Consider the following 22,250-nt stretch of genomic DNA (forward strand, 5'->3'; position numbering starts at 1 on the left):
TTTGTTATCTCAAGTACATTCTACTATAATCTAAGGATAATACAAAGTTCTTGGAGGGATTCTTATGGCGAAGGATAGTTCTTTTGATATTGTCTCGAAGGTGGATATGCCGGAGGTGACGAATGCGATTACGATGACAATGAAGGAAATCGGCACGCGCTATGATTTTAAAGGGAGCAAAAGCAGCATTTCACTTGAAAAAGAAGAGCTTGTTCTAGTTTCAGATGATGAGTTTAAAATGGATCAGTTAAAGGATGTTTTTATTTCCAAACTGATTAAGCGCAATGTAGCGACACGAAATATTGATTACGGTAAAATTGAAGGCGCATCAGGCGGTACGATTCGCCAGCGTGCTAAGCTGATTCAGGGTATTGATAAGGATAATGCCAAAAAGATTAATGCCATTATTAAAAATTCTGGTTTAAAAGTAAAAACACAGGTTCAGGATGATCAGGTACGCGTAACCGGCAAAAATAAGGACGACCTCCAGCAGGTGATTGCTGCCGTTCGCGGTGCAGACTTGCCAATTGACGTCCAGTTTCTTAATTTCAGATAAAGTGAACGAACACCCGGGGGCTCTTCTCAGCCGGGTGTTCGTTTTGCTGTTCAGAAGGCTTTCCATTAAACTCTCTCCTCAATAAATTCCCCGTCTATTCAGAAAACTTTTACTTTTGTATTGAATCTATCCGAAAAAACATGTAAATTAGATATAATATCTTTTTGCTAATTTCATATTTCACCATTCTTATCTAGAGAAGCTGAGGGACTGGCCCTTTGAAGCTTCAGCAACCTGGCTTAATGAAACCATCTGTATTCAGCAGAGCTTTCATTCCAAGGTGCTAATTCCAGCGATGCATCCATCGAACGATAAGAAGAAGTCATGAACGTTCAAAAGTCTTCTTCTTGGAAGGCTTTTTTTGTTTTTCTTTACTTGCATGAAGGAGGTTTTCTTAGTTTGACACTTTTAAACGATTTACAGAACAAGATCCTGATTGGTGACGGAGCAATGGGAACACTGCTTTATTCTCACGGAGTGGACCGGTGTTTCGAAGAATTGAATTTATCAAAGCCTGATGAAATCTTAAATGTCCATAAGGCATATATTGCAGCCGGCGCTGATGTCATTCAGACAAATACCTACGGAGCCAATTATATTAAGCTTTCAAGATACGGTTTAGAAGATGAAGTCAGAGCGATTAACCGAACTGCTGTTCAAATTGCCAAAAAATCAGCAGCCGGCAATGACACTTATGTTCTCGGCACCATTGGAGGCATCCGTGCTTTCAAAAAAAACGCCTATTCTCTTGAAGACATTAAAAGAAATTTCAGAGAACAGCTTTACCTTTTGCTCAGTGAACAGGTCGACGGGCTTCTGCTTGAAACCTACTACGACCTCGAAGAAATAAAAACAGTATTAGAGATAGCAAGAAAAGAAACGAATATCCCGATTATCACAAACATCTCCCTGCACGAAATTGGTGTGCTGCAGGACGGGACACCCCTGCATGAAGGTCTTTCTCAGCTTGAAGCACTTGGTGCTGATATTGTCGGACTGAATTGCAGACTGGGACCTTATCATATGCTTTCATCACTTGAAGAAATTCCGCTGCCTGATAAAGCATACCTATCTGTTTATCCAAACAGCAGCTTGCCTACCCTTGAGGAAGGCAGACTTGTGTATGGCTCAGGAGAAAAATATTTTGCAGAAAGTGCTCTTGCCTTCAGAAACCAGGGAGCAAGGCTGATTGGAGGGTGCTGCGGCACAACACCGCTGCACATTAAAGCAATGGCGGCTGCGCTTAAAGGCCTGCCTCCTGTTACAGAGAAGAAAGTGAAAATCAGAAAAGAAGAGATTTCTGTCTCGTCAGCTGCTGAAAGAAAGTACCCTCCCCTGCAGGAAATAGTGAGCAAGAAACGTTCCCTGATTGTAGAACTCGATCCTCCAAAAAAACTTGGAATCGACAAATTTCTAAAAGGTGCAAAAGCACTGCAGACAGCTGGAATCGATGCCTTAACACTTGCGGATAACTCGCTTGCATCACCCCGGATAAGCAATGTTGCTGTTGGGTCCATTGTTCAGCAGACAATTGGGCTCAGGTCATTAATTCATATTACATGCCGCGACCGGAACTTAATTGGCCTTCAATCTCATTTAATGGGTCTTCATACACTTGGACTTACAGACGTCTTAGCAATCACTGGCGATCCATCTAAAATTGGGGATTTTCCGGGAGCCACATCCGTTTATGATCTTTCATCTTTTGATTTGATCAGCCTAATCAAGCAATTTAACGACGGTCTTTCTTATTCAGGAAAACCGCTTGGAGAAAAAACCAATTTCTCAGTAGCTGCCGCGTTTAATCCTAATGTCAAATATCTTGATAAAGCGGTAAAAAGGCTTGAGAAAAAAATTTCCTGCGGGGCAGATTATTTCATCTCGCAGCCTATTTACTCAGAAAAACAGCTGATTGATGTGTATGAGGAGACGAAGCATTTAACCGTTCCGATTTATATAGGAATTATGCCGCTCACTAGCAGCCGCAACGCTGAGTTTATTCATAACGAAATACCGGGCATTACTCTCTCTGACAGTATCCGGGAACGAATGGCTAAGACTGGTGATAATCGTGAGAAAGCCTATCAGGAAGGACTCGCTATTGCTAAAAGATTGATTGATGCTGCCTTTGACTTATTTAATGGAATCTACTTAATTACACCATTTTTAAACTATGAATTAACCGTTGAACTGACAAACTATATTCATAAGAAACAAACTGAGGTCGATGAAAGGAAGATTACGCATGTCTGATATAAAAACACAGCTTGAGAAAAAAATCCTCGTTCTTGATGGAGCGATGGGCACCATGATTCAGGATGCAAATCTTTCAGCAGCTGATTTCGGCGGCGAAGAATACGAGGGCTGCAATGAATATTTAACGATTACTGCTCCCGAAGTCATCGAATCCATTCATGATGCTTACCTGGAAGCGAAAGCAGATATTATCGAAACCAACACATTTGGCGCGACTAAAATTGTTCTTGATGAATATAACCTTGGTCACCTCGCTTTTGAATTAAATAAAAAAGCGGCGGAGATTGCAAAGAAAGCAGCTGAAAAGTATTCTGCTCCGGAATGGCCGCGTTACGTCGCAGGCTCAATGGGCCCAACAACAAAAACATTGTCAGTCACAGGCGGAGCAACGTTTGAGGAGCTTATTGAAAATTACGAGGAACAGACACTCGGTCTGCTCGCCGGCGGCGCTGATTTGCTGCTCCTTGAAACCAGTCAGGATTTATTAAACGTGAAAGCAGGGTTTCTTGGCATTAAACGAGCCTTTGAACAAGCAGGCAAAGAAATTCCGCTGATGATTTCAGGAACAATTGAACCTATGGGAACAACACTTGCAGGTCAGGATATTGAAGCCTTTTTCATCTCGCTTGAGCACATGAAGCCTTTATCTGTAGGCCTTAACTGTGCCACGGGACCTGAATTTATGACGGACCATATCAGAACACTGTCAGGTATGGCTCATACGGCAGTCAGCTGCTATCCTAATGCGGGATTGCCTGATGAGGAAGGGAATTATCACGAATCTCCACGTTCTCTTGCACAAAAAGTGAAAGGATTTGCAGAGCAGGGCTGGCTGAACATTGTCGGCGGCTGCTGCGGAACGACACCTGCACATATTACGGCCATTGCTGACGCTGTAGGTGAACTCGTTCCCCGCTCCGTTCCGGGACGCGATCCAGCTCATACTGTATCAGGCATCGATCCGCTGATTTATGATGATTCGATGAGGCCGCTATTCGTAGGAGAACGGACTAATGTTATTGGCTCCAGAAAATTCAAACGATTAATCGCGGAGGGAAAATTTGAAGAAGCAGCTGAAATTGCCCGTGCGCAAGTGAAAAACGGCGCACACGTTATTGATATCTGTCTTGCTGATCCAGACCGCGAAGAATTAGAAGATATGGAAGCATTTATGCAGGAAATCACAAAAAAAGTAAAAGCACCGCTTGTCATCGATTCAACCGATGAGAACGTGATTGAAAAAGCACTCTCCTATTCTCAAGGGAAAGTGATCATCAATTCAATCAACTTAGAAGACGGTGAAGAACGATTTGACGCTGTCGTCCCTCTCATTCATAAATATGGTGCAGCTGTTGTTGTCGGAACGATTGATGAAAAAGGAATGGCGCTTACGGCTGAGCAAAAACTTGATATCGCTGTTCGTTCATTTGAGCTGCTGACAGAAAAACACGGTCTGAATCCATCAGATATTATTTTTGATCCACTCGTTTTCCCTGTCGGAACGGGAGACGCGCAATATATCGGATCAGCTGAAGAAACGATAAAGGGCATACGCTTAATAAAAGAGCGGCTGCCGCAATGCCTGACTATCCTTGGCGTAAGCAATGTATCATTCGGACTCCCGCCTGTGGGGCGCGAAGTGCTGAATGCGGTCTATTTGTATCACTGTACACAGGCTGGACTGGACTATGCCATTGTCAATACAGAGAAACTTGAACGATTTGCGTCCATTCCAAAAGAGGAAATTGAAATGGCGGAAACTCTGCTTTTCAACACAAATGACGACACATTGGCTGCTTTCACAAACCACTATAGAGGGAAAAAGAAGACGGTAAAAAAACCGGTTCAATCTCTTCCACTAGAGGAACGTCTTGCTCAATATGTAGTCGAGGGCACGAAAGAAGGACTTCTGGCAGATCTTGAAATTGCCTTAAAAGAGTACGCGGCACCGCTGGATATTATCAACGGTCCTCTAATGAAAGGCATGGCTGAGGTTGGAGAGCTGTTTAATACAAATCAGCTGATTGTTGCTGAAGTACTGCAAAGTGCAGAAGTCATGAAAGCATCCGTTTCCTTTTTAGAACCTCACATGGAAAAAAAGGATGACAGCGGAAAAGGCAAAATTCTGCTGGCAACTGTCAAAGGTGATGTACATGACATCGGGAAAAATTTAGTCGATATCATCTTAAGCAACAATGGCTACAAGGTTGTGGACCTAGGCATAAAAGTAACACCCCAGGATTTAATTCTTGCGGTTAAAAAAGAAAATCCTGATATTGTAGGACTTTCAGGTCTTCTCGTAAAGTCTGCGCAGCAAATGGTTTTAACTGCACAGGATTTAAAAGAAGCTGAAATTTCTGTTCCAATCATGGTTGGCGGTGCTGCTTTATCCAGAAAATTTGCAGACGGAAAAATTGCGCCTCAATACAGCGGTCCTGTCATTTATGCCAAGGACGCTATGGATGGACTTTCCCTAGCTAACCGGATCAGAGTGGATCCCTCACAATTCAAGAAAAAAGACGCCGTTCCAGAAAGATCCGCTGAAAAGAAAGCTACTCCTGCTGTAACGGAATTGCTGGAAAAAAGAGCAGAGCTCACACCATCTCCTTATTTTCAGCCAGAAGACTGCAAACGGCACATTATTAAAGATATTGACCTGTCACATCTGATTCCCTACATTAACATGCAGATGCTGATAGGCCATCATCTTGGCCTAAAAGGAAAAGTAAAAGAAATGCTTAAAAATAAAGATCCAAAAGCGGTTGCCTTAAAAGAAACTATCGATGAACTTCTTAAACAGGGCTACGCGGAAAAATGGTTTCAGCCTGCAGCTGTCTATCAATTTTTCCCGGCAGAATCTGATGGCAATAGTCTGCACATTCTTGATCCTGAAACAGAAAAAACACTGCAGACATTTGATTTCCCAAGGCAATCAAAGCTCCCGCACCGCTGTATATCCGATTACATCCGTCCAAAAGAAGACGGCAAACAAAGAGACTATGTCTCCTTCTTTGCCGTAACGGCCGGTAAAAAAGTGAGGGAAATTGCCAACCGCTTTAAAGAACAGGGTGATTACCTGAAGAGCCATGTGGTACAGGCACTGGCACTTGAGCTTGCTGAAGGATTAGCAGAACGGACTCACCAGCTGATCCGCGATCAATGGGGTTTTCCTGATTCTCCTGAGTTCACTATGGACCAGCGCTTTTCTGCCAAATACCAAGGTCAGCGCTTTTCCTTCGGATACCCTGCCTGTCCGAATCTGGATGACCAGGCAAAATTATTTGACCTCATTGCACCTGAAGATATCGGCGTGAACTTGACGGAGGGCTTTATGATGGAGCCGGAAGCTTCTGTAACGGCAATCGTAGTCGCTCATCCTGAAGCAAGATATTTCAATGTATTGAACTAAAACTTCGGTTTTAGTTCTTTTTTCATTAAAATTTTTTACGTTTCATCTCATACACACAGGGAATATATTCTACATAACAGCTACATATTCAACAACCTTTTCACCATACTAATTAAGATTAAACCATGGAGGGATTTGAATGAGCCAAGATAGTCAAAACAAAAAAACAATGCCTGCACAGCATCAGGAGGTTCAGCCGGGGCATGAGAACTTAATGAACCCTCAGCCTGAGTTTGATGCACTTCAATATAAGGGCAGTGAGAAGCTGCTTGATAAGGTGGCTATTATTACAGGCGGAGATTCAGGTATAGGACGGGCCGTTGCTGTCCATTATGCAAAGGAAGGCGCTGACGTTGTCATTTCTTATTTGGACGAGCATGAGGATGCCAATGAAACAAAACGGCTTGTTGAACAGGAAGGCCGCAAATGCATTCTGATGCCTGGAGATATTGGAGAAGAATCATTCTGCGGAGAAATCGTATCTGAAACCGTGGGTCAGCTTGGAAAAATTGATATTCTTGTAAATAACGCAGCAGAACAGCATCCACAGGCGGGAATTGAGGAAATCTCAAAAGAACAGCTTGAACGGACGTTTAAAACAAACATCTTCTCCTTCTTTTATATGACAAAAGCTGCCCTTCCACATATGAAGCAAGGCAGCAGCATTATCAATACATCTTCCATTACAGCCTATGCAGGGAACGACCAGCTGATCGATTACTCATCAACGAAAGGCGCGATTACAGCCTTTACCAGATCTCTTTCCGCTTCTCTTGTTAAAAAAGGAATTCGGGTAAACGGAGTTGCGCCAGGTCCAATCTGGACTCCTCTGATACCATCTACCTTCGATGCAGAGAAAGTTTCAGAATTTGGAGCGGACACACCTATGGGACGTCCCGGTCAGCCTGACGAACTAGCACCAAGCTACGTTTTCCTTGCAAGCAATGATTCCACATATATTACAGGTCAGATGATTCATGTAAATGGCGGAAAAATCATTAACGGATAAACCTATTTTAGAACGTCCTGAATTTGCTGATTCAGGGCGTATTTTTGTTTGAAAATTTTTTTCTCTTTATATAAATGTGTGAATGACCGCTACTTTTTTGAAAGCGCATACATATAATGTATCAGAAAGGGGGGAAAATCAATGGACCGTTTAATTTTCTTGTTCTTGGCTGCCATTCTTGCCGGCTTTGCTTTACTTGAACTGTCATTACCTGCATTCTTAGCTTTCTTAGCGCCTTTTATAACTTTCGTTGGCACTTTATCAATTTTAGTATTTTCTTTAGTACTGATCTTTAAAGCATTCAAAGCTTTATTTAAAAAATAGCGGGAAACCGGCAGATTATTTGCCGGTTTTTTTAGTTTTTATTTCACTTTACGCTGCCGCTCTCCATAAATAGGCTAACATAATTCCTCCTCCGGCATACCTTAACTCTGAGACATGAAAATGCTCATCAACAAGATTTAACAATAGGAGGAATTTTTAATGGGTAAAGACGGAGGAAATTGCGGCGGCGGCTATAACAGCGGTTTCGCATTAATTATCGTATTGTTTATTTTATTGATTATCATCGGTGCTTCTTTTGTAGGCGGCGCAGGCTACGGCCCTGGCTATTGCTGATGACAGGTGAACGGCTTCCCTTATAGGGGAAGCCTTTTTTTGTATAAGAAAACGCATGAATACCGATGTATCCATGCGTTTCAGCTTAAACTTGTGCACTTGTCAAAATGTCTGTAATAACAGGTACGATTTGTTTTTTGCGGGAAACTACGCCTTTTAAAACAGCTGTGTTGTCCACAAGTTTCACATCATATGCCTGTTCTACAGCACGTGTTTCGCGTCCAAGAGCGAGTGCTACCGAATCATTGATTAAAATATCTGTTACGACAAAAATGAATAAATCTAACTCTTTTTCAGCGATAACAGCGGAAATCAAGGCTTCAATTTCCTCTTTATGAATGAAAACATCGTTAGGATCTACAGCGTTCACTTGCGCAATTTCTACTTTATAGTTGCCCATAGAAAATTCCTTAGCATCAAGTGAAATCAGCTCAGCCACTGTTTTGCCGCTTAAGTCAGCACCTGCTTTAAGCATATCAAGACCATAGACCTCAGCATCTACTCCTGCAATTTCAGCTAATTCACGCGCAGCTGCTATATCCTGATCTGTGCATGTAGGTGATTTAAACAATAGTGAATCTGAAATAATCGCAGAAAGCATTAATCCAGCAATTTCTTTAGGAATGCTGATTCCATTTTCTTTGTACAATTTGTTTAAAATGGTTGCTGTGCAGCCTACTGGCTCTGCTCGATAATACAAAGGATCACTTGTTTCAAAATTCGCAATGCGATGATGATCAATCACTTCAAGCACTCGAACATCGTCAATGTCACTTACACTTTGCTGGCGCTCGTTATGGTCGACTAAAATAACCTGGCTGACTTCATTTGCAACTGTTTCTACAAAGCGGGGAGTTTCAATCCCAAAAGCTGTTAAAGCGAACTGAGTTTCACCATTGATTTCACCTAAGCGCACAGGCTCAGCATCTAAACCAAGCTTTGTTTTAAGATCAGCATACGCAATGGCAGAGCATATTGTATCTGTATCTGGATTTTTATGACCAAAGATTAAAACTTTTTCCATTTAAAAAACTCCTTTGCTGTAAATACTCTAGAATTTTTGCCGCATCAAGGGGCGTATATTTTCTTATTTTAACAGAAAATTGTGCTGATCACTGTCTAATTTTTAAAAGTTTATTAAAGATACACCTTATTATTAACCGTTTTGCTTACTTTTTCAAGTACGGCCTTATGACTGCAAGCAGCTTTTGCTTTTCATGAGGCGGAATGGATTCTGAAAGTCTTGCTGCAGCTAATGGCAGTTCCCACGCATAATACTCCTCAGCAGTGAATGTACGATGTTTTTTATATTCTCGAATATACAGCATGCACAACCATTTGCGGATGAACCCCATAATGGCATCATTCGTGTTCAATCCGCCAAACCTTAAAATCAGAATAGTCCGGGCAAGATCAGCCATAGGATGCCCGCACACCGCATCAGCCCAATCAATCACTGCAGAATTGCCGGCAGAGATTACTATATTATCTGGGTGAAAATCCCCGTGACAAAGCTGTTTTCCAGAGGAAAGAGAAGCTAAATGGTCCACTATCGCTGTCTTTTCTGTATCAGAAAGACTTGAAGCATGGATTTTCATTGCAATAGAACTCTTCTGGTTTTTTAGAGATTCTGCGGGTTTTTCATGGATATCAGCATGAAGCCTTGCCATCCTCTTCAAACCCTGTATTGCTCGTGAAGGACTTTTCATCATTTCAGCTGTTAACGGCTGGCCTGCTGCTTTTTCAAAAACAATTCCTTCTTTACCGTCAATGGTCACAATCTCATAAGCTTTTGGAACGCTGAGGCCGATTTCAGTCAAGTATCTATTCACTTCAAATTCGTAACGAATAGCTGCTGAATCATATCTATACATCTTAACAGCCTTATCTTTTCCGTAAGAATACGTAATAGCTGTCGAGCCTTCGCCGATCAAATCCATCTCCTCAAACATTATCTTTTCATCAGCGGATTTATCGGAAAATATCCCGCTTCTTTCAGTGATTCTAAATCTTCGTCATCGTCTGCCATCTCAGTGAAAATAAATTCTTCATCAAGCTCATAAAGAGCCTCCAGCTGCACGGCAGATTCTTTGTATTTTCCCAGAGCTGAAAGATAACAAGCTCTGTTATACAAACTGATTAAATCCTCAGGCTCTATTGAGATAGCTTTCTCAACGGCTTCAAGTGCTTGTCCTGGTTTATGCTGATGCCGGTAAATCAGTCCGAGCTGATTGTAATTGTCATGATCATTCGGATTTAAATTGATAGCATGCAGGATCGTTTCTTCTGCTTTGCTGTACTGTTCTATAGCTTCATAGACTCTGGCCAAGTGGAAGTATCCTTTTTCAACAGCAGGCTCGATTTTCACTGCACGCATGAGAGCTTGTTCTGATTCTTCCAATTCTCCAAGTTCAAGCAAGGCTATTCCAAGGACAACGAGATAATCGGGATCCTCATTTTCTTCAAGCAGCGTTTCAATAACGCTGCATGCCCCCGACAAGTACTTAACAGCTTTTTTCTCCGGGACATTTCCGAATTCATTTATATAAAGGACAGCCAGCTTGAAGGCAGCGTCAGTCTCCCACTGATAGCGGAGCCACTGTTCCAGAATTTTAATGGCATCTTCCGCTAATCCCGCATCCAAGTGAAATTCGACATACCACATAAGGGCTGTAACATTTTCCCGGTCATGTTTCAATGCCTCTTCATAAAGGCCAATCAGTGTTCCAAATTTCAGGCTCATCTTCGAAAAATTCGTGAACCGCTTCAGCCAGCCTTTTTGTTCTTCCATCTCTTCGTATGCATCACGCATAGATTGCATTTGCCGTTCATATGCAGCAGCTGCATTCATGAAGACAATGCTTTTTTCTTCACCTGCAAGCTTCATTTTTTTTATTTCATTTTCAAGTTTATGCATGGACTTTGTGCCAATCATCATTTCAATCCACGTTTCATATAGAAGCTTATTCTCCTGATTTTCCATAATCAGTGTGAGGAGCTGGGATTTTGCTTGTTTCATTTTTCCCTGCTTCATCCAGAGCTTGACTTGATGATGAAGGATTTGCAATTGGGCTGGCGCAAGGGCAAATGCCTTGTTCAAATTTTCTTCTTCTTCTTTCAGATTTCCAAGCTTTCCGTGAATATGGGCAAGGGCATCATGGAGGAAGGCTTTTTCAACATTCGCCCTTAATAGAAGCTCTTTAAACGCTTCAATTTCCGGCTGAAGTTCAAGAACCTCGAGCAGCGCTTCGACCGAAACACAATAAGGGTCCGCTTCAAAGGCAGACAGCAGGTATCTCTTTTCTGATTTCCTGTCCTCTCTGGCATTTGCGATACCCGCAAGGTCAAGCATCGCCTGCTCATGTGCAGGATCAAGCTCAAGCACCCGTTTATACTGTTTTTCTGCCTCGCGATAATCTTCTTGTTTAAAAGCAATCTCCCCAAGCCGGTAAAACGGAAGAATATCCTCCTTATTTAAGGCAGCGGCCTGATTTAAATACTGTTTCGCCTTATCCAAAAGACCCTCTGACTCATATAAACAGCCGATATAGCTGATCAGAAGAAATTCGTCTATTTTTCCTTCTCTTAAGCTTTCTAAAAATTTAATTCCCCGGCGTGAGTACGGCGTTTCAGAGACGAGATCAACATAGATCTCAATGGCTTCCCCAATATCGGCATCCGCAAATAAAATTCCTTTTTCTGCATAAGAAAGTGCGAGATCTATATGTGAGTCTTTTTCTTTCATTTCTGCGCTTGCGGCGAACATCAGCTTTCCTGCGTTGATAAGAAATTCACTGTCTTCCTGGAATTGTTCGTAATAGCAGTGAATGGCTTTGAAAAATTGATCTGTTTTTCCTTCCTCTTTATAAAGAGCGGCTAGAGAAATACGCGCATACACATCTTTCGGATCGAGCTCTTCAGCCTGCATAAAAAATTGTCTGGCCCGAACAAGTTCCCCGGCACGTTCAGATATATCTCCCGCTTCATGGAGGAGCATCTGTTTGTCTTTTGCAGCTGCAATCCCCTGTTTTAGGATCTCTTTCGCTTTAGAAACATCTTCGTAAACGATTTCGTAAAGCCCTGAAAGCTCTTTATATGCAAGCGGCACTTCCGGATCGAGTGCTATTGCAGTCTGAAAACCTCTTCTTGCAAGCTTATATTTCCCTAATTCTTTATCGCACCTTGCCCGCTGAAACCACACATACCCGTCCTCCTTCTCACTTTTTAAGAAAGAGTGGAAGAGATTTCTGGCTTTTTCAAACTCGTTCATTTCCATTAAAATAAGTCCATGGTTAATCAGTGAAAAAGCATCATCTTCATTAATGTCCATCGCAATCTCTGAATATCTCAATGCTTCCTGAACACGGTCCCGATTGAGTTCAGTCAGAGCGAGATATCCCCACAGGATATGATCATCCGGTTCTGATTTCAATGCTTCCTTAAATGCCTCATATGCACCATCATAATCATCCTTGTTATAGCTTATTCTGCCTTTTGCATACCAATAAGCCGCCAAATACTGTTTGAATGGAAGCTGCTCCAAGTACTCCAATGCACGCTCATCGTTTTTTATGCTGAAATAAGCCATGGCAGCAGAAAGACTGCGGTATTCAGATTCCTTAGAATGCTCAAAGACATACATGGCAGCTGAATCCAGTATTTCTTCTGCCACTATTCCGGGAAGATATTTAATGACGCAGGCTGCAACAGCCATATTGTGAAGATTATCTTTTAGAAAGGCTTGTTCATCAACACTCAGCTGCTTGTTCGAGACCTCGGTCATTGAAAAAAGCTTTACTGCTAATTCGTGTTCATGTAGAGATAATACATTCAATTTATCAGCTTCTTTTTCAGGAAGAACGGCTACAGATAAGACTCCATTGTTCCCATATTCCTGCTCAAAATCTTCATACGAGACTTCATGGGCGGTTCTGAGATTTGGATCCTGAACGTGGAAAACATTCAAATTGTCATCATATCCCGCAAGCAATTGAACATGGGAGGTTGTTGGATAATCGATATTGATCATAACGGCCGCATCCAGATCAATCATCGTTTTTAAAATGTCAGGATTCCCCAAAAAATACCTGCTTGTAAACTCTTTTTCTTCGAAGTACTCAATCATTTTAGATAACTTTGAACCTGTAGCATGAAAGACTGATTCTGCAATTTCATCTTGTGTATATCTCTTGCCGAACATACTGAAAATCATTTCTGCACATGCAGGAACACAATAATTATATTTTTGCACGACCGGCTTGAAGTTCACCGTTTTAGAAGCATGGTCTGCCCGGCCGGTAAAATTTTTATAATGGGATTCTTTATTAAATTCAATATGCTCCGCTAAAAACACCTCAAGCTTGTCAAATTCTTTCTGCTCGTATAAGGAATCAGCCATGTAATACTCGGCCATTCTCTTATATTCATGAAAAGGAGTAAGCGAATGCAGCTCTGAAATCGCCATTTTCATATCCTTCCAGAACTTCTGTTTATAGCACAGCCTGATTTTTTCAACGATCAGCTTTGGAAAATCCGGATAAAGGGATAAGCCTTCTTCTAAGGTGATTCGAGCTTGTTCTGCGTCTCCCTGAAGCGCATGATGCTGAACAAGCAGCAAGTAGGCGTTCAGACCATCTTTTTCATCTTTCTTGCCGGCCTCTAAGCATTTCAAAGCCTTGTCCCAATCTCCGCTTTGCAAAAAGTAATACGCCCAGAGCATTTCTGCCGGATCACTGGAAGCTTCATCACATTTTTTCATATATTGAAACGCTGCCTTTAATCGCCGCATCCCCATAAGTGCACTTGCCATTGTGAAATAAAGCTTTTCCTTCCATTCATCAGTGAGTTCCTGCTTTTCTATTTCTTTTAATAATTCTTCAGCCTCTATCAGCTTGTTCTCATCAATAAGCTGCTGGCAATACCAAATAGCCGTCAGAGGAGATTTTAATCTCCGATAGCTGTCTCTTATCATGATTCCGCCAAGCTGCTCCATTAATGATGCATCTATAACCTGAAGAAAATATTTTAATTGGCTTTCATCTTTGTAAGATCGGATAAACTTTCGAAAGCGTGAAAGCTTATTCTCCTCCACAACTTCACTGTATTCTTTCAAAAAGTGCTTTATTGCTTCTGAATAGTCATGTTTTTTCAGCGTTTCTTCTATGTATGATAGATTCATATTTACCCCTCGCCGGATTATTCAAAATATTTATTTGTTCTTTTTTAATATACTTTGTTTTATATGTTTTGTAAGCCATTTTCTAACAGAAAACCTGCACGTTTCTTTGCAGATTTTCAGCTTATTATTATTGGAGGTGAGAAGACATTACTTTAACAAAATAAGGCCAATGGAATCCTTCGTTTCTCTCATTTTGAATGTATAAATAGTCATTTGCCTATAAATTTTTTTTCAGTACACAGGATTTTCAAAAAAGGAGTGTAATATATTCACTTAACTGAAAGATGGAGTGTGAGGATCATGGAAGCTAAGGCAGAACGCAGGTTAGTACCCCGGAGACGGAGAGGTCTATGGATTGGAGCTTTCGCCATTCTCTTTCTTCTAATTGGATTATTCATTTATGTAAACCTTTTCATTCAGAAAAGTCTTCCCCAATTAAATGGAGAAGTTATTGTCAGAGGAATGACCGATGCAGTCCAAGTAACGAGGGATAAAAACGGGGTACCGCATATTAGAGCGCAATCAGACAAAGATTTATACATCGCACAAGGATATGTGCAGGCTCAGGATCGCCTCTTCCAGATGGATTTAAGCAGAAGACAAGCATCCGGCATGCTGAGTGAAGTAGTCGGAACGGCAACTGTTGACAATGACAAATTTTTCAGAACGCTTGGTTTGAGAAGAGCAGCTGAAGCTTCTTATCCTGAGTATGATCAATCTTCAAAAAACGCCATGCAGTGGTTTGCAGATGGTGTAAATGCTTTTATAAAAGACGCAAAAGAACAAGGGACACTGCCTCTTGAATTCAGCCTGCTTAAATATGAACCGGCAGAATGGACACCAATTGATTCCCTCACCATCGGCAAATACATGGCTTTTGATTTAGGAGGCCATTGGTCAGGGCAGGCGTTCCGCTACTGGGCGCTTGATACTTTTCCAAAAGAGAAAGCATATGACTTATTTCCTTCCTATCCAAAGGATGCCCCTGAAATTCTGTCTGCTTATGAAGAAGTGAATATGAACATGGAGAAAAGCTTTGCAAGTGCCATCATTCCACCCGAATTTAATGGAAGCAACAACTGGGTTGTGAGCGGTGAAAAAAGCGAAAGCGGGAAACCTCTGCTTGCAGACGATCCCCACCTCTCACTTGCCACCCCTTCAATCTGGTATCAAATGCATCTGCAGAGTGACAGCATGAATGTCAGCGGGGTTATTTTTGCCGGGGTCCCGGGAATTATTCTTGGACACAATGAGTATATTGCCTGGGGTGTGACAAATACGGGGCCTGATGTACAGGATTTATATATTGAAAAACGCAATCCCGATAATCCGCGGCAATTTTTATACAACGACAAATGGGAAGATGCGAAGGTGTTTAAAGAACCAATCGTGGTGAAGGATGAAAAGACCATTGATTATGAGGTGATCGAAACACGGCACGGCCCGGTCATGTCCGAATTTACGTTGGATAAAAAACAGGATACAGCTCTCGCCATGAAATGGACAGCTCTTATGCCTTCTGCCGAATTCCAGGCAGTGCTCTCAATGAATAAAGCGAAAGACTGGAACGAATTCGAACAGGCTCTTGAAGATTTTCACGTGCCAACCCAAAATTTTGTTTTTGCCGGGGCAGATGGAACAATTGCTTATAAGGCAAACGGAAAAATCCCGATCCGGAAAAAAGGTGACGGCCTGATACCTGTACCTGGCTGGACGGATGAATATGAATGGGAAGGATTCATTCCTTATGATGAGCTTCCCCGCGCGGTCAACCCTAAGGAAGGATTTGTTGCTACCGCAAACAATAAGGTGATTGATGATTCGTACCCCTACCATATTAGCCATCATTGGGCGCAGCCCTATCGTTATATGAGAATTAAAGAGGTTTTGGAGACTGAGGATAAGCTTACATTACACGATATGAAAAAACTGCAGATGGATCAGCGAAATTTGTATGCTGAGGAATTTTTGCCCGCCATTCTTAAAAGAATCAGTGAGAGCAATTTAAATAAGGCCGAAAAAGCTTCTATTGAATTGCTTGCAAAATGGAACTTGGAAGATAATAAAGAAATGAGTGCCCCTCTCCTCTTCCACTTGTTGATGAAAGAACTACCCGTCACTCTTTTTAAAGATGCTGTTCCAAAAGAAATGGACGCCTTATTTGAAGGAAAACAGGGAATTGTTGATGAACTGCTCAGACGCGCTTTTAATGGAGATGAGTCTGAATGGATCACAGATAATGGAGGGCTTGATCGCGTTTTGCTCACTTCATTTGGGAATGTCGTCGCATCTCTTCAAACAGAATACGGCGATAACCCAGAGGAATGGAAATGGGGCGACTACCATCAGCTTTATTTCGGCCACCCTCTGTCTTCGGCCTCACCAGTATTAAAATGGCTGTTTAATAACGAAAAACCGCAGCCTGTCGGCGGCAGTCAAATTACAGTCGGCGCCGCAAGTTATAATCCTGAAGGCATTGTCAATCACGGCGCTTCCTGGCGCTTTGTCATCGATGCGGCCGAAATGACAAAAGGACACCATATTGTCGGACCTGGCCAGTCCGGCCATGTGAAAAGCGATTGGTATCAAGATCAGATTGATGATTGGATGACCGGAACCTATCATCAGACATATTTAAACGCGGATCAGAAGAAAGAAAGCTTAACTTTATTGCCGCAAAAAGGAAATTAGTGAGAAACGAATTCTTGTCTTCTGCCTATTGAGTAAAAGCCACCCGTGATATCGGGTGGTTTTTTTGCGGACACATTCAACCTTATTTTCTGTTGGTATTCTCTTTTCGTGAATTTAGTTTTCTTTCTTAAAAAGAGCCTGAATCTGCCCGAACTTTGCCGGCCAAATACAGGGGGTTCATCAGCTTTACTTTCCAAAATGATGGATTTACTTGCCTGCATGCCTCTTTTTCTGGCGAAAACCGATGAAATACTTGCGGGATTGGAAGAAATACTTTCTTTTTTCCAGATACCTCCCAGATGGTTGCGCATAGATTGAATGGGTACCTGAAATTCTGTTTTTCACTGTCCAGGGTATTCTTTTCACACAAAAAAAAGCCGCCCTGATTCCTCCGGGCAGACTCTTTAGCTTCATGCATGATGCAGCTTTTCTTCTTGTAAAAATCCCTTGCATGACTGCCTTTTCATAAGCTTATGCGGAATAATAATCCGTTTAATTGGATCATTAGGATCTTCCACCAGCTGAATGACATGCTTGGCAGCTTCATAGCCTAATTGAAAAATATTAATATCCACAGTCGTAAGCGGCGGTCTTGAAACTTCTGACAGCATCACATTATTAAACGATACAACTGATACGTCATTAGGTACATTTATGCCCATGTCATCAAGCATATTCAGCACTCCAAGCGCCATTAGATCATCGGCTACGACGAGCGCAGTCGGCGGCTCACTTAATTTAAACAATTCCTGAACAGCTGCCTGCCCGCCTTCTTTAAGAAATTGAGCATGCACAATGTAGTCATCGCGGTATTCAAGTCCTGCATTTCGAATTGCTTTCTCATATCCTAAAAGGCGTTCAACTGTTACCACAAGCTTAAGATTACCTCCAATAAAAGCAACGCGTTTGTGTCCAAGCTCGATCAAATGTTCTGTTACTTCTTTTGCTGCCCGGTAATTATCGTTGTCTACGTGAGTAATTAACTCAACATCCTTAAATGGTTTACCGACAATGACAAACGGGAAGTTTTTCATAAGCAGGTATTTTGTCAGTTTATCATCTACTTGTGAATATAAGAGAATAATGCCGTCCACCCGTTTTCCTTCAACCATATGAATGACGCCTTCCATAATTTCAGCATCGGTTTCACCGGTGGACATATGCAGGGCATAGTGTTTTTGGTGAGCTCCTTTACTGATGCCGCGGATCACTTCCGGAAAGAAGGGATTTAAAAAGGCTTTATCGGCAGAACCCGGAATCACGATTCCAATTGCCTGAGTCGATTGATTTGCAAGACTTCTGGCTATGAAATTCGGATGATACCCAAGCTCCGTCATTGCTTCTCTTACTCGCTCTTTTGTTTTCTCACTTATACGCGGGTTATTAGCAATCACTCTCGATACAGTTGATGGAGCTACATTTGCTAATTTTGCGACATCTTTTATTGTTGCCACAATCCCATCCCTCTCTTACTTTCAACATGTTTGGAGCGATGTTTTCTCTCCAAATTGAAAAGTCTAATTTAACATACTCTTTTATAAATAACCACTTTGTAAACGCATTCACCTTGAAGCTTTTATAACCAAAGAGAAATCAACTCATTTCTCTTTGGATCACCGGCATTAAGATGCCTGCTTCTTTCTTCTGTTCATGTATAAGAACCCTGCAAATACTGCCGGAACTGCCAAGAACACACTGATTAACGGCACGTTCAGGCCGGTTTTTTCCCCAGCTTCAAAGATCTCAGCTGTTTCACGGTCGAGAATAAACTCATACTCTCCGTTTTTTTCTTCTGTCATATCACCTGTCAGCAGTCCGCGCAGCTCTTTATTTTCTTCAATCGCATTAGCGGGAATAACGGCGTTTCTTGATTCAGCGGAATTATTTAACGCTATAACCGTCATTTCATCCTTATAGGTTCTTTTTAGAATGGTCATTCCTTTTTCGTCATATAAAACGTCCATTTCTCCTCGTCTTAATGAAGGAAATTCAGAACGGATCTTACCAAGCTTTGACACATACTTAATGAGATCTTCATTGGCACGGAAGTTCATCATGCGGCGATTGTCCGGATCATTGCCGCCGTCCATCGCAATCTCTGTTCCATAGTAAACAATTGGCATGCCAGGTGCAGAATACATGTATGCAAGAGCCATCTTTAGCCGGGTCACCGGATTTTGATTATTTGCAATGGCTTTCCTTGTGAAACGTTCATTATCATGATTATCTATAAAATTGCCTAAAATATATGGATCTTTATAAAGAATTTGATTGCGTTTAAACACGTTGGCAAGTACCCCTGCCGATCCTCCTGCATTAGAAAACACTTTAGAAGCATCATCATAAAAAGGATAATCAACGACAGAATCCAGACCAGCTTCCGTATACCCAGAAACGTAGCGGGGATCTTTATCCCAAACTTCGCCCATCAAGAAGAAATCTTTTTTCACTGATTTTACTTCTTTTGAAAATTCTTCCCAAAAGGCTTTCGGAACGTGGCGAACGGTGTCAAGTCTATAACCGTCGACGTCTGTTTCCGTAATCCACCATTTGGCAGCATCCATTAAATAGGCTTTCGTTTCAGGATTTTCGGTGTTTAAATCCGGCAGGCCAAACAGCCAGCCATTTTCTACTTCCTCTTGATTTTGCCAGTCGGCAATATCCTTCTTTTCATGAAACCAGTCTTTCTTTTCAGGATCATTCAGCCATGGATGCTTATAGCCCGTATGATTGACAACAAAATCAAGCATGACCTTCATATCCCGTTTGTGCGCTTCTTTTACAAGCGTTTTGAAGTCCTCAAGTGTTCCAAAGTTTTCATCCACGTTTTTAAAATCGCGTATCCAATACCCGTGATAGCCGCCTTCTTCATTATCAAAGACCGGAGTCAGCCAAATAGATGTAAACCCCATTTCCTGAATGTAATCCAGCTTATCGATAATCCCTTGAAGATCTCCGCCGTGATATGACTTAGGATTCTTGGGATTTGCTTCAAAATCGTTGCTTGTATCGCCATTATTGAAGCGGTCAATCATTATAAAATACATGCTTTCATCTTGCCACGATCGTTCTTCCTTCTCTTTTGCCTGAACAGTGTTCACTGAAAAACCTGAGAGAAGGAAAAAAGGGATGATCAGTACTTGCACGATACGTTTAAACATCCCTCTGCCCCCCTTACTGCGTAATAGCTGCCCCGTGTCAAATACTGCGGATTCGAGACAGCTTTACGTATAAGACTATTAAACTATGTCTGTTAATTCAATATGAAATCGATTTCCGGATCTTACCCTTTATTCGCACCAGCCGTTAATCCTTCAACAATATACTTTTGGAAAAGCAAGAATAAAATAGTGATTGGAACTGCTACCAGAACTGCTCCCGCTGCGAACGTTGTAAATTGAGTGCTCGTTCTGCCCGTTACGAATTCAAATAGACCGACTGCAAGTGTTTTATTTTCGTTTGAGCGAAGGATCAGACGGGCGAAAATGAAGTCCATCCAAGGACCGATAAAGTTATTTACAGCAATAAATACTAAGATAGGCTTTGACAATGGCATCATGATTTTAAAGAAAATCGTAGTATGACTGGCACCGTCGATTTTTGCCGCTTCTTCTAAGCTTCTTGGAAGGCCATCAAAGTATCCTTTAACAAGCCATGCTCCAAACGGAATCGATCCGCCTGCATACACTAAGATAAGACCCCAGTGATTGTCCAACAATCCGATTTGAAGAAGGAGAATGTAGATCGCGATCATTCCCATGAAACTTGGGAACATTTGCAGGACAAGCATCGCCATTAAACCTTGTTTGCGGCCCGGAAAACGGAAGCGTGAAAACGCATATGCTGCTGTTACAACAAGGAATGTTGAAATAACCATGTTGAAGAATGCAATTTTAAACGTATTTTTGTACCATGTTAAATATTTTGTTTCCTCAAATAAGTAACGATAGTGGTCAAGACTTAAAGCTTCTGGAATAAGCTTTGTTGCAAACAGTGAATCCCCTGGATTTAATGATCCAATCAGGATGAAATAGACAGGATACAGGACAAGAATCGCTGTAATGATCAATATGGCGTATATAAAGCCAACGACGAGTTTATCAGTAAATTTTTTATTCATCATGACATCATATCCTCTTCCTTAAATGCTTTTGTTTTTCTGAAGTTCCAGATAGAAAGAGTTGCAACTACGATAAAGATTAAGATCGATACGACAGAAGCTGTAGCAAATTGACTTTGCTCAAGCGTCATTTTATAAATCCAGCTGATCAGGATATCCGTTGATCCGGCATAGCTGTAATTCACGTTAACAGGATTACCTTGAGTTAATAGGTAGATAATGTTGAAGTTATTGAAGTTCCCTGCAAAGCTCATGATAAGGAGCGGAGCAGTTGAGAACATAACAATCGGCATAGTAATCTTCCAGAATTTGCTCCAAGGTGTTGCTCCGTCAACATCTGCCGCTTCAAACATTTCTTTATCAATTGTCGTCATTACACCGCTCATAAGAACCATCCAGAACGGGAATCCAAACCACATATTTACTGTTACAAGCGTAACTTTTGCCCACATTGGATCTGACAGCCACGGAATAGCTTCAAGGCCAAGCGCTTTAATATATTGATTCAGCGGCCCAAATTCTCCGTTGAAAATATTTCTGAAAATCAAAATGCTGACAAATTGCGGAATCGCCCATGGCAGAATGTAAATGCTGCGCCATAAACGCTTAAGCTTAATGCCTTTATGATTGATCAGAACGGCAAAGATCAATCCAAGGAAGAACGTAGTCGCTGTTGATAAAATCGCCCACAGGACCGTCCAGCCGAAAACTCCGTAGAACGTAGTGCTCCATGTTTTTAATTGGAAAAGGTTTAAGAATGTATCAAATCCTACCCAATCCACCAATGCCTTTGGCGGCAGATGATTTGGACCTGAATAGTTTGTAAAGGCAATCATAACTCCAAATAACAGAGGAAGAATCGTTAAAAACATTGTAAATAGAATAGATGGTGTTAAAAGGATGTAAGGGAACCCGTTTTCCCATACATTTACCAGTGTTTGTTTAGCTGTATTAGGCTTAATGCCGCGCTCGCGCATTTTGCCTACTTTGTATGCATCACGAACGTTTAAGTAGTAAACCCAGATGAAAAGCAGGAAGGAGATTAAGAAAATGATCCCTTCGATCATTAAGAATATGGAGTGATCGCCTTGCACGACTGTAAATCCATTTCTTGTCTGCGGGGTGTCGCCAAGTGTTGTTAATCCCCACATTGCATATCTGAACGGCAAAGACCAGAATACCAAGAGGTAAACTTCTAAAAGAATAAATAAAATCCCTTTAAGATATTGACGGTGGTAGATCTGTCCAAGCCCCATTAGTAAAAATGATAGTAATGCACCTATTCTAGCTGGTCCGCGCATTATGCCAGGCCTCCTCACGTTGATTGAAAGTTGTGTCTTCCTAGAGAAAATTCTTCTTGCTTATTACCCCATCGTCCCTTTGCTGTCCCCATTTACGGGCAGTTAGCCTGCA

At 41.7% G+C, this 22,250-nt stretch carries 14 protein-coding genes and 1 riboswitch; of the genes, 7 read left to right on the plus strand and 7 right to left on the minus strand.

What is annotated here, in order from left to right:
- Positions 1-64 precede the first annotated feature (64 nt).
- The 6 genes from ABEQ24_RS04685 (at position 65) to ABEQ24_RS04710 (ending at position 7,848) form a co-directional block, all read left to right on the plus strand.
- Positions 65-556 (plus strand): YajQ family cyclic di-GMP-binding protein, encoded by a 492-nt coding sequence (locus ABEQ24_RS04685; protein ID WP_430005689.1) that lies wholly within the window; start codon positions 65-67, stop codon positions 554-556.
- Between the two features lie 186 nt (positions 557-742).
- A riboswitch (SAM riboswitch) is annotated at positions 743-874 on the plus strand.
- Positions 875-955: 81 nt separating this feature from the next.
- Positions 956-2,809 (plus strand): bifunctional homocysteine S-methyltransferase/methylenetetrahydrofolate reductase, encoded by a 1,854-nt coding sequence (locus ABEQ24_RS04690; RefSeq protein WP_430005690.1) that lies wholly within the window; start codon positions 956-958, stop codon positions 2,807-2,809.
- A complete protein-coding gene (gene metH, locus ABEQ24_RS04695) occupies positions 2,802-6,221 on the plus strand; it encodes a methionine synthase (protein ID WP_430005691.1) in 3,420 nt (1,139 codons plus the stop codon). The genes ABEQ24_RS04690 and metH overlap by 8 nt, the downstream gene beginning before the upstream one ends.
- A 139-nt stretch (positions 6,222-6,360) precedes the next feature.
- A complete protein-coding gene (locus ABEQ24_RS04700) occupies positions 6,361-7,230 on the plus strand; it encodes an SDR family oxidoreductase (protein ID WP_430005692.1) in 870 nt (289 codons plus the stop codon).
- 141 nt (positions 7,231-7,371) lie between these two features.
- Complete coding sequence (locus ABEQ24_RS04705; protein WP_430005693.1) at positions 7,372-7,554, plus strand: hypothetical protein; 183 nt, start codon at positions 7,372-7,374, stop codon at positions 7,552-7,554.
- A gap of 159 nt (positions 7,555-7,713) precedes the next feature.
- The gene (locus ABEQ24_RS04710; RefSeq protein ID WP_430005694.1) at positions 7,714-7,848 is read left to right on the plus strand and encodes a YjcZ family sporulation protein; all 135 of its coding nucleotides are present in this window, start codon (positions 7,714-7,716) and stop codon (positions 7,846-7,848) included.
- Between the two features lie 85 nt (positions 7,849-7,933).
- On the opposite strand, the gene ABEQ24_RS04715 is transcribed toward ABEQ24_RS04710, so the two are convergent.
- From ABEQ24_RS04715 to ABEQ24_RS04725, 3 genes are all read right to left on the minus strand, one after another.
- Entirely contained in the window at positions 7,934-8,872 is a 939-nt protein-coding gene (locus tag ABEQ24_RS04715) for a manganese-dependent inorganic pyrophosphatase (protein WP_430005695.1), read from the minus strand.
- 145 nt (positions 8,873-9,017) lie between these two features.
- Positions 9,018-9,782 carry a phosphotransferase family protein gene (locus ABEQ24_RS04720; protein ID WP_430005696.1) on the minus strand — a complete coding sequence of 255 codons (765 nt, stop codon included), beginning with the start codon at positions 9,780-9,782 and terminating at the stop codon, positions 9,018-9,020.
- Between the two features lie 17 nt (positions 9,783-9,799).
- Positions 9,800-14,026, minus strand: a complete 4,227-nt coding sequence (locus ABEQ24_RS04725; protein WP_430005697.1) for a tetratricopeptide repeat protein — start codon at positions 14,024-14,026, stop codon at positions 9,800-9,802.
- Between the two features lie 300 nt (positions 14,027-14,326).
- On the opposite strand from ABEQ24_RS04725, the gene ABEQ24_RS04730 reads away from it, so the two are divergent.
- Positions 14,327-16,717 (plus strand): penicillin acylase family protein, encoded by a 2,391-nt coding sequence (locus ABEQ24_RS04730; protein ID WP_430005698.1) that lies wholly within the window; start codon positions 14,327-14,329, stop codon positions 16,715-16,717.
- Between the two features lie 410 nt (positions 16,718-17,127).
- On the opposite strand, the gene ABEQ24_RS04735 is transcribed toward ABEQ24_RS04730, so the two are convergent.
- The 4 genes from ABEQ24_RS04735 to ABEQ24_RS04750 form a co-directional block, all read right to left on the minus strand.
- On the minus strand, positions 17,128-18,174 hold the full coding sequence (locus ABEQ24_RS04735) for a LacI family DNA-binding transcriptional regulator (protein WP_430005715.1): 1,047 nt from the start codon (positions 18,172-18,174) through the stop codon (positions 17,128-17,130).
- A 165-nt stretch (positions 18,175-18,339) separates the two neighbouring features.
- Positions 18,340-19,878, minus strand: coding sequence for an alpha-amylase family glycosyl hydrolase (locus ABEQ24_RS04740; RefSeq protein WP_430005699.1), 1,539 nt, complete (start codon positions 19,876-19,878; stop codon positions 18,340-18,342).
- 122 nt (positions 19,879-20,000) lie between these two features.
- Positions 20,001-20,837, minus strand: a complete 837-nt coding sequence (locus ABEQ24_RS04745) for a sugar ABC transporter permease (protein ID WP_430005716.1) — start codon at positions 20,835-20,837, stop codon at positions 20,001-20,003.
- Complete coding sequence (locus ABEQ24_RS04750; protein WP_430005700.1) at positions 20,837-22,138, minus strand: carbohydrate ABC transporter permease; 1,302 nt, start codon at positions 22,136-22,138, stop codon at positions 20,837-20,839. The genes ABEQ24_RS04745 and ABEQ24_RS04750 overlap by 1 nt, the downstream gene beginning before the upstream one ends.
- Positions 22,139-22,250 lie beyond the last annotated feature (112 nt).

Source organism: Metabacillus idriensis (assembly GCF_050483325.1).
Lineage (GTDB): Bacteria > Bacillota > Bacilli > Bacillales > Bacillaceae > Bacillus_P > Bacillus_P idriensis_A.

What these genes read in the sequence shown, in the direction of transcription:
- ABEQ24_RS04685 (WP_430005689.1), top strand. Translation starts at nt 65, where the DNA reads ATGGCGAAGGATAGTTCTTTTGATATTGTCTCGAAGGTGGATATGCCG.
- metH (WP_430005691.1), top strand. Translation starts at nt 2,802, where the DNA reads ATGTCTGATATAAAAACACAGCTTGAGAAAAAAATCCTCGTTCTTGAT.
- ABEQ24_RS04700 (WP_430005692.1), top strand. Translation starts at nt 6,361, where the DNA reads ATGAGCCAAGATAGTCAAAACAAAAAAACAATGCCTGCACAGCATCAG.
- ABEQ24_RS04705 (WP_430005693.1), top strand. Translation starts at nt 7,372, where the DNA reads ATGGACCGTTTAATTTTCTTGTTCTTGGCTGCCATTCTTGCCGGCTTT.
- ABEQ24_RS04710 (WP_430005694.1), top strand. Translation starts at nt 7,714, where the DNA reads ATGGGTAAAGACGGAGGAAATTGCGGCGGCGGCTATAACAGCGGTTTC.
- ABEQ24_RS04715 (WP_430005695.1), bottom strand. Translation starts at nt 8,872, where the DNA reads ATGGAAAAAGTTTTAATCTTTGGTCATAAAAATCCAGATACAGATACA.
- ABEQ24_RS04725 (WP_430005697.1), bottom strand. Translation starts at nt 14,026, where the DNA reads ATGAATCTATCATACATAGAAGAAACGCTGAAAAAACATGACTATTCA.
- ABEQ24_RS04730 (WP_430005698.1), top strand. Translation starts at nt 14,327, where the DNA reads ATGGAAGCTAAGGCAGAACGCAGGTTAGTACCCCGGAGACGGAGAGGT.
- ABEQ24_RS04740 (WP_430005699.1), bottom strand. Translation starts at nt 19,878, where the DNA reads ATGTTTAAACGTATCGTGCAAGTACTGATCATCCCTTTTTTCCTTCTC.
- ABEQ24_RS04745 (WP_430005716.1), bottom strand. Translation starts at nt 20,837, where the DNA reads ATGAATAAAAAATTTACTGATAAACTCGTCGTTGGCTTTATATACGCC.
- ABEQ24_RS04750 (WP_430005700.1), bottom strand. Translation starts at nt 22,138, where the DNA reads ATGCGCGGACCAGCTAGAATAGGTGCATTACTATCATTTTTACTAATG.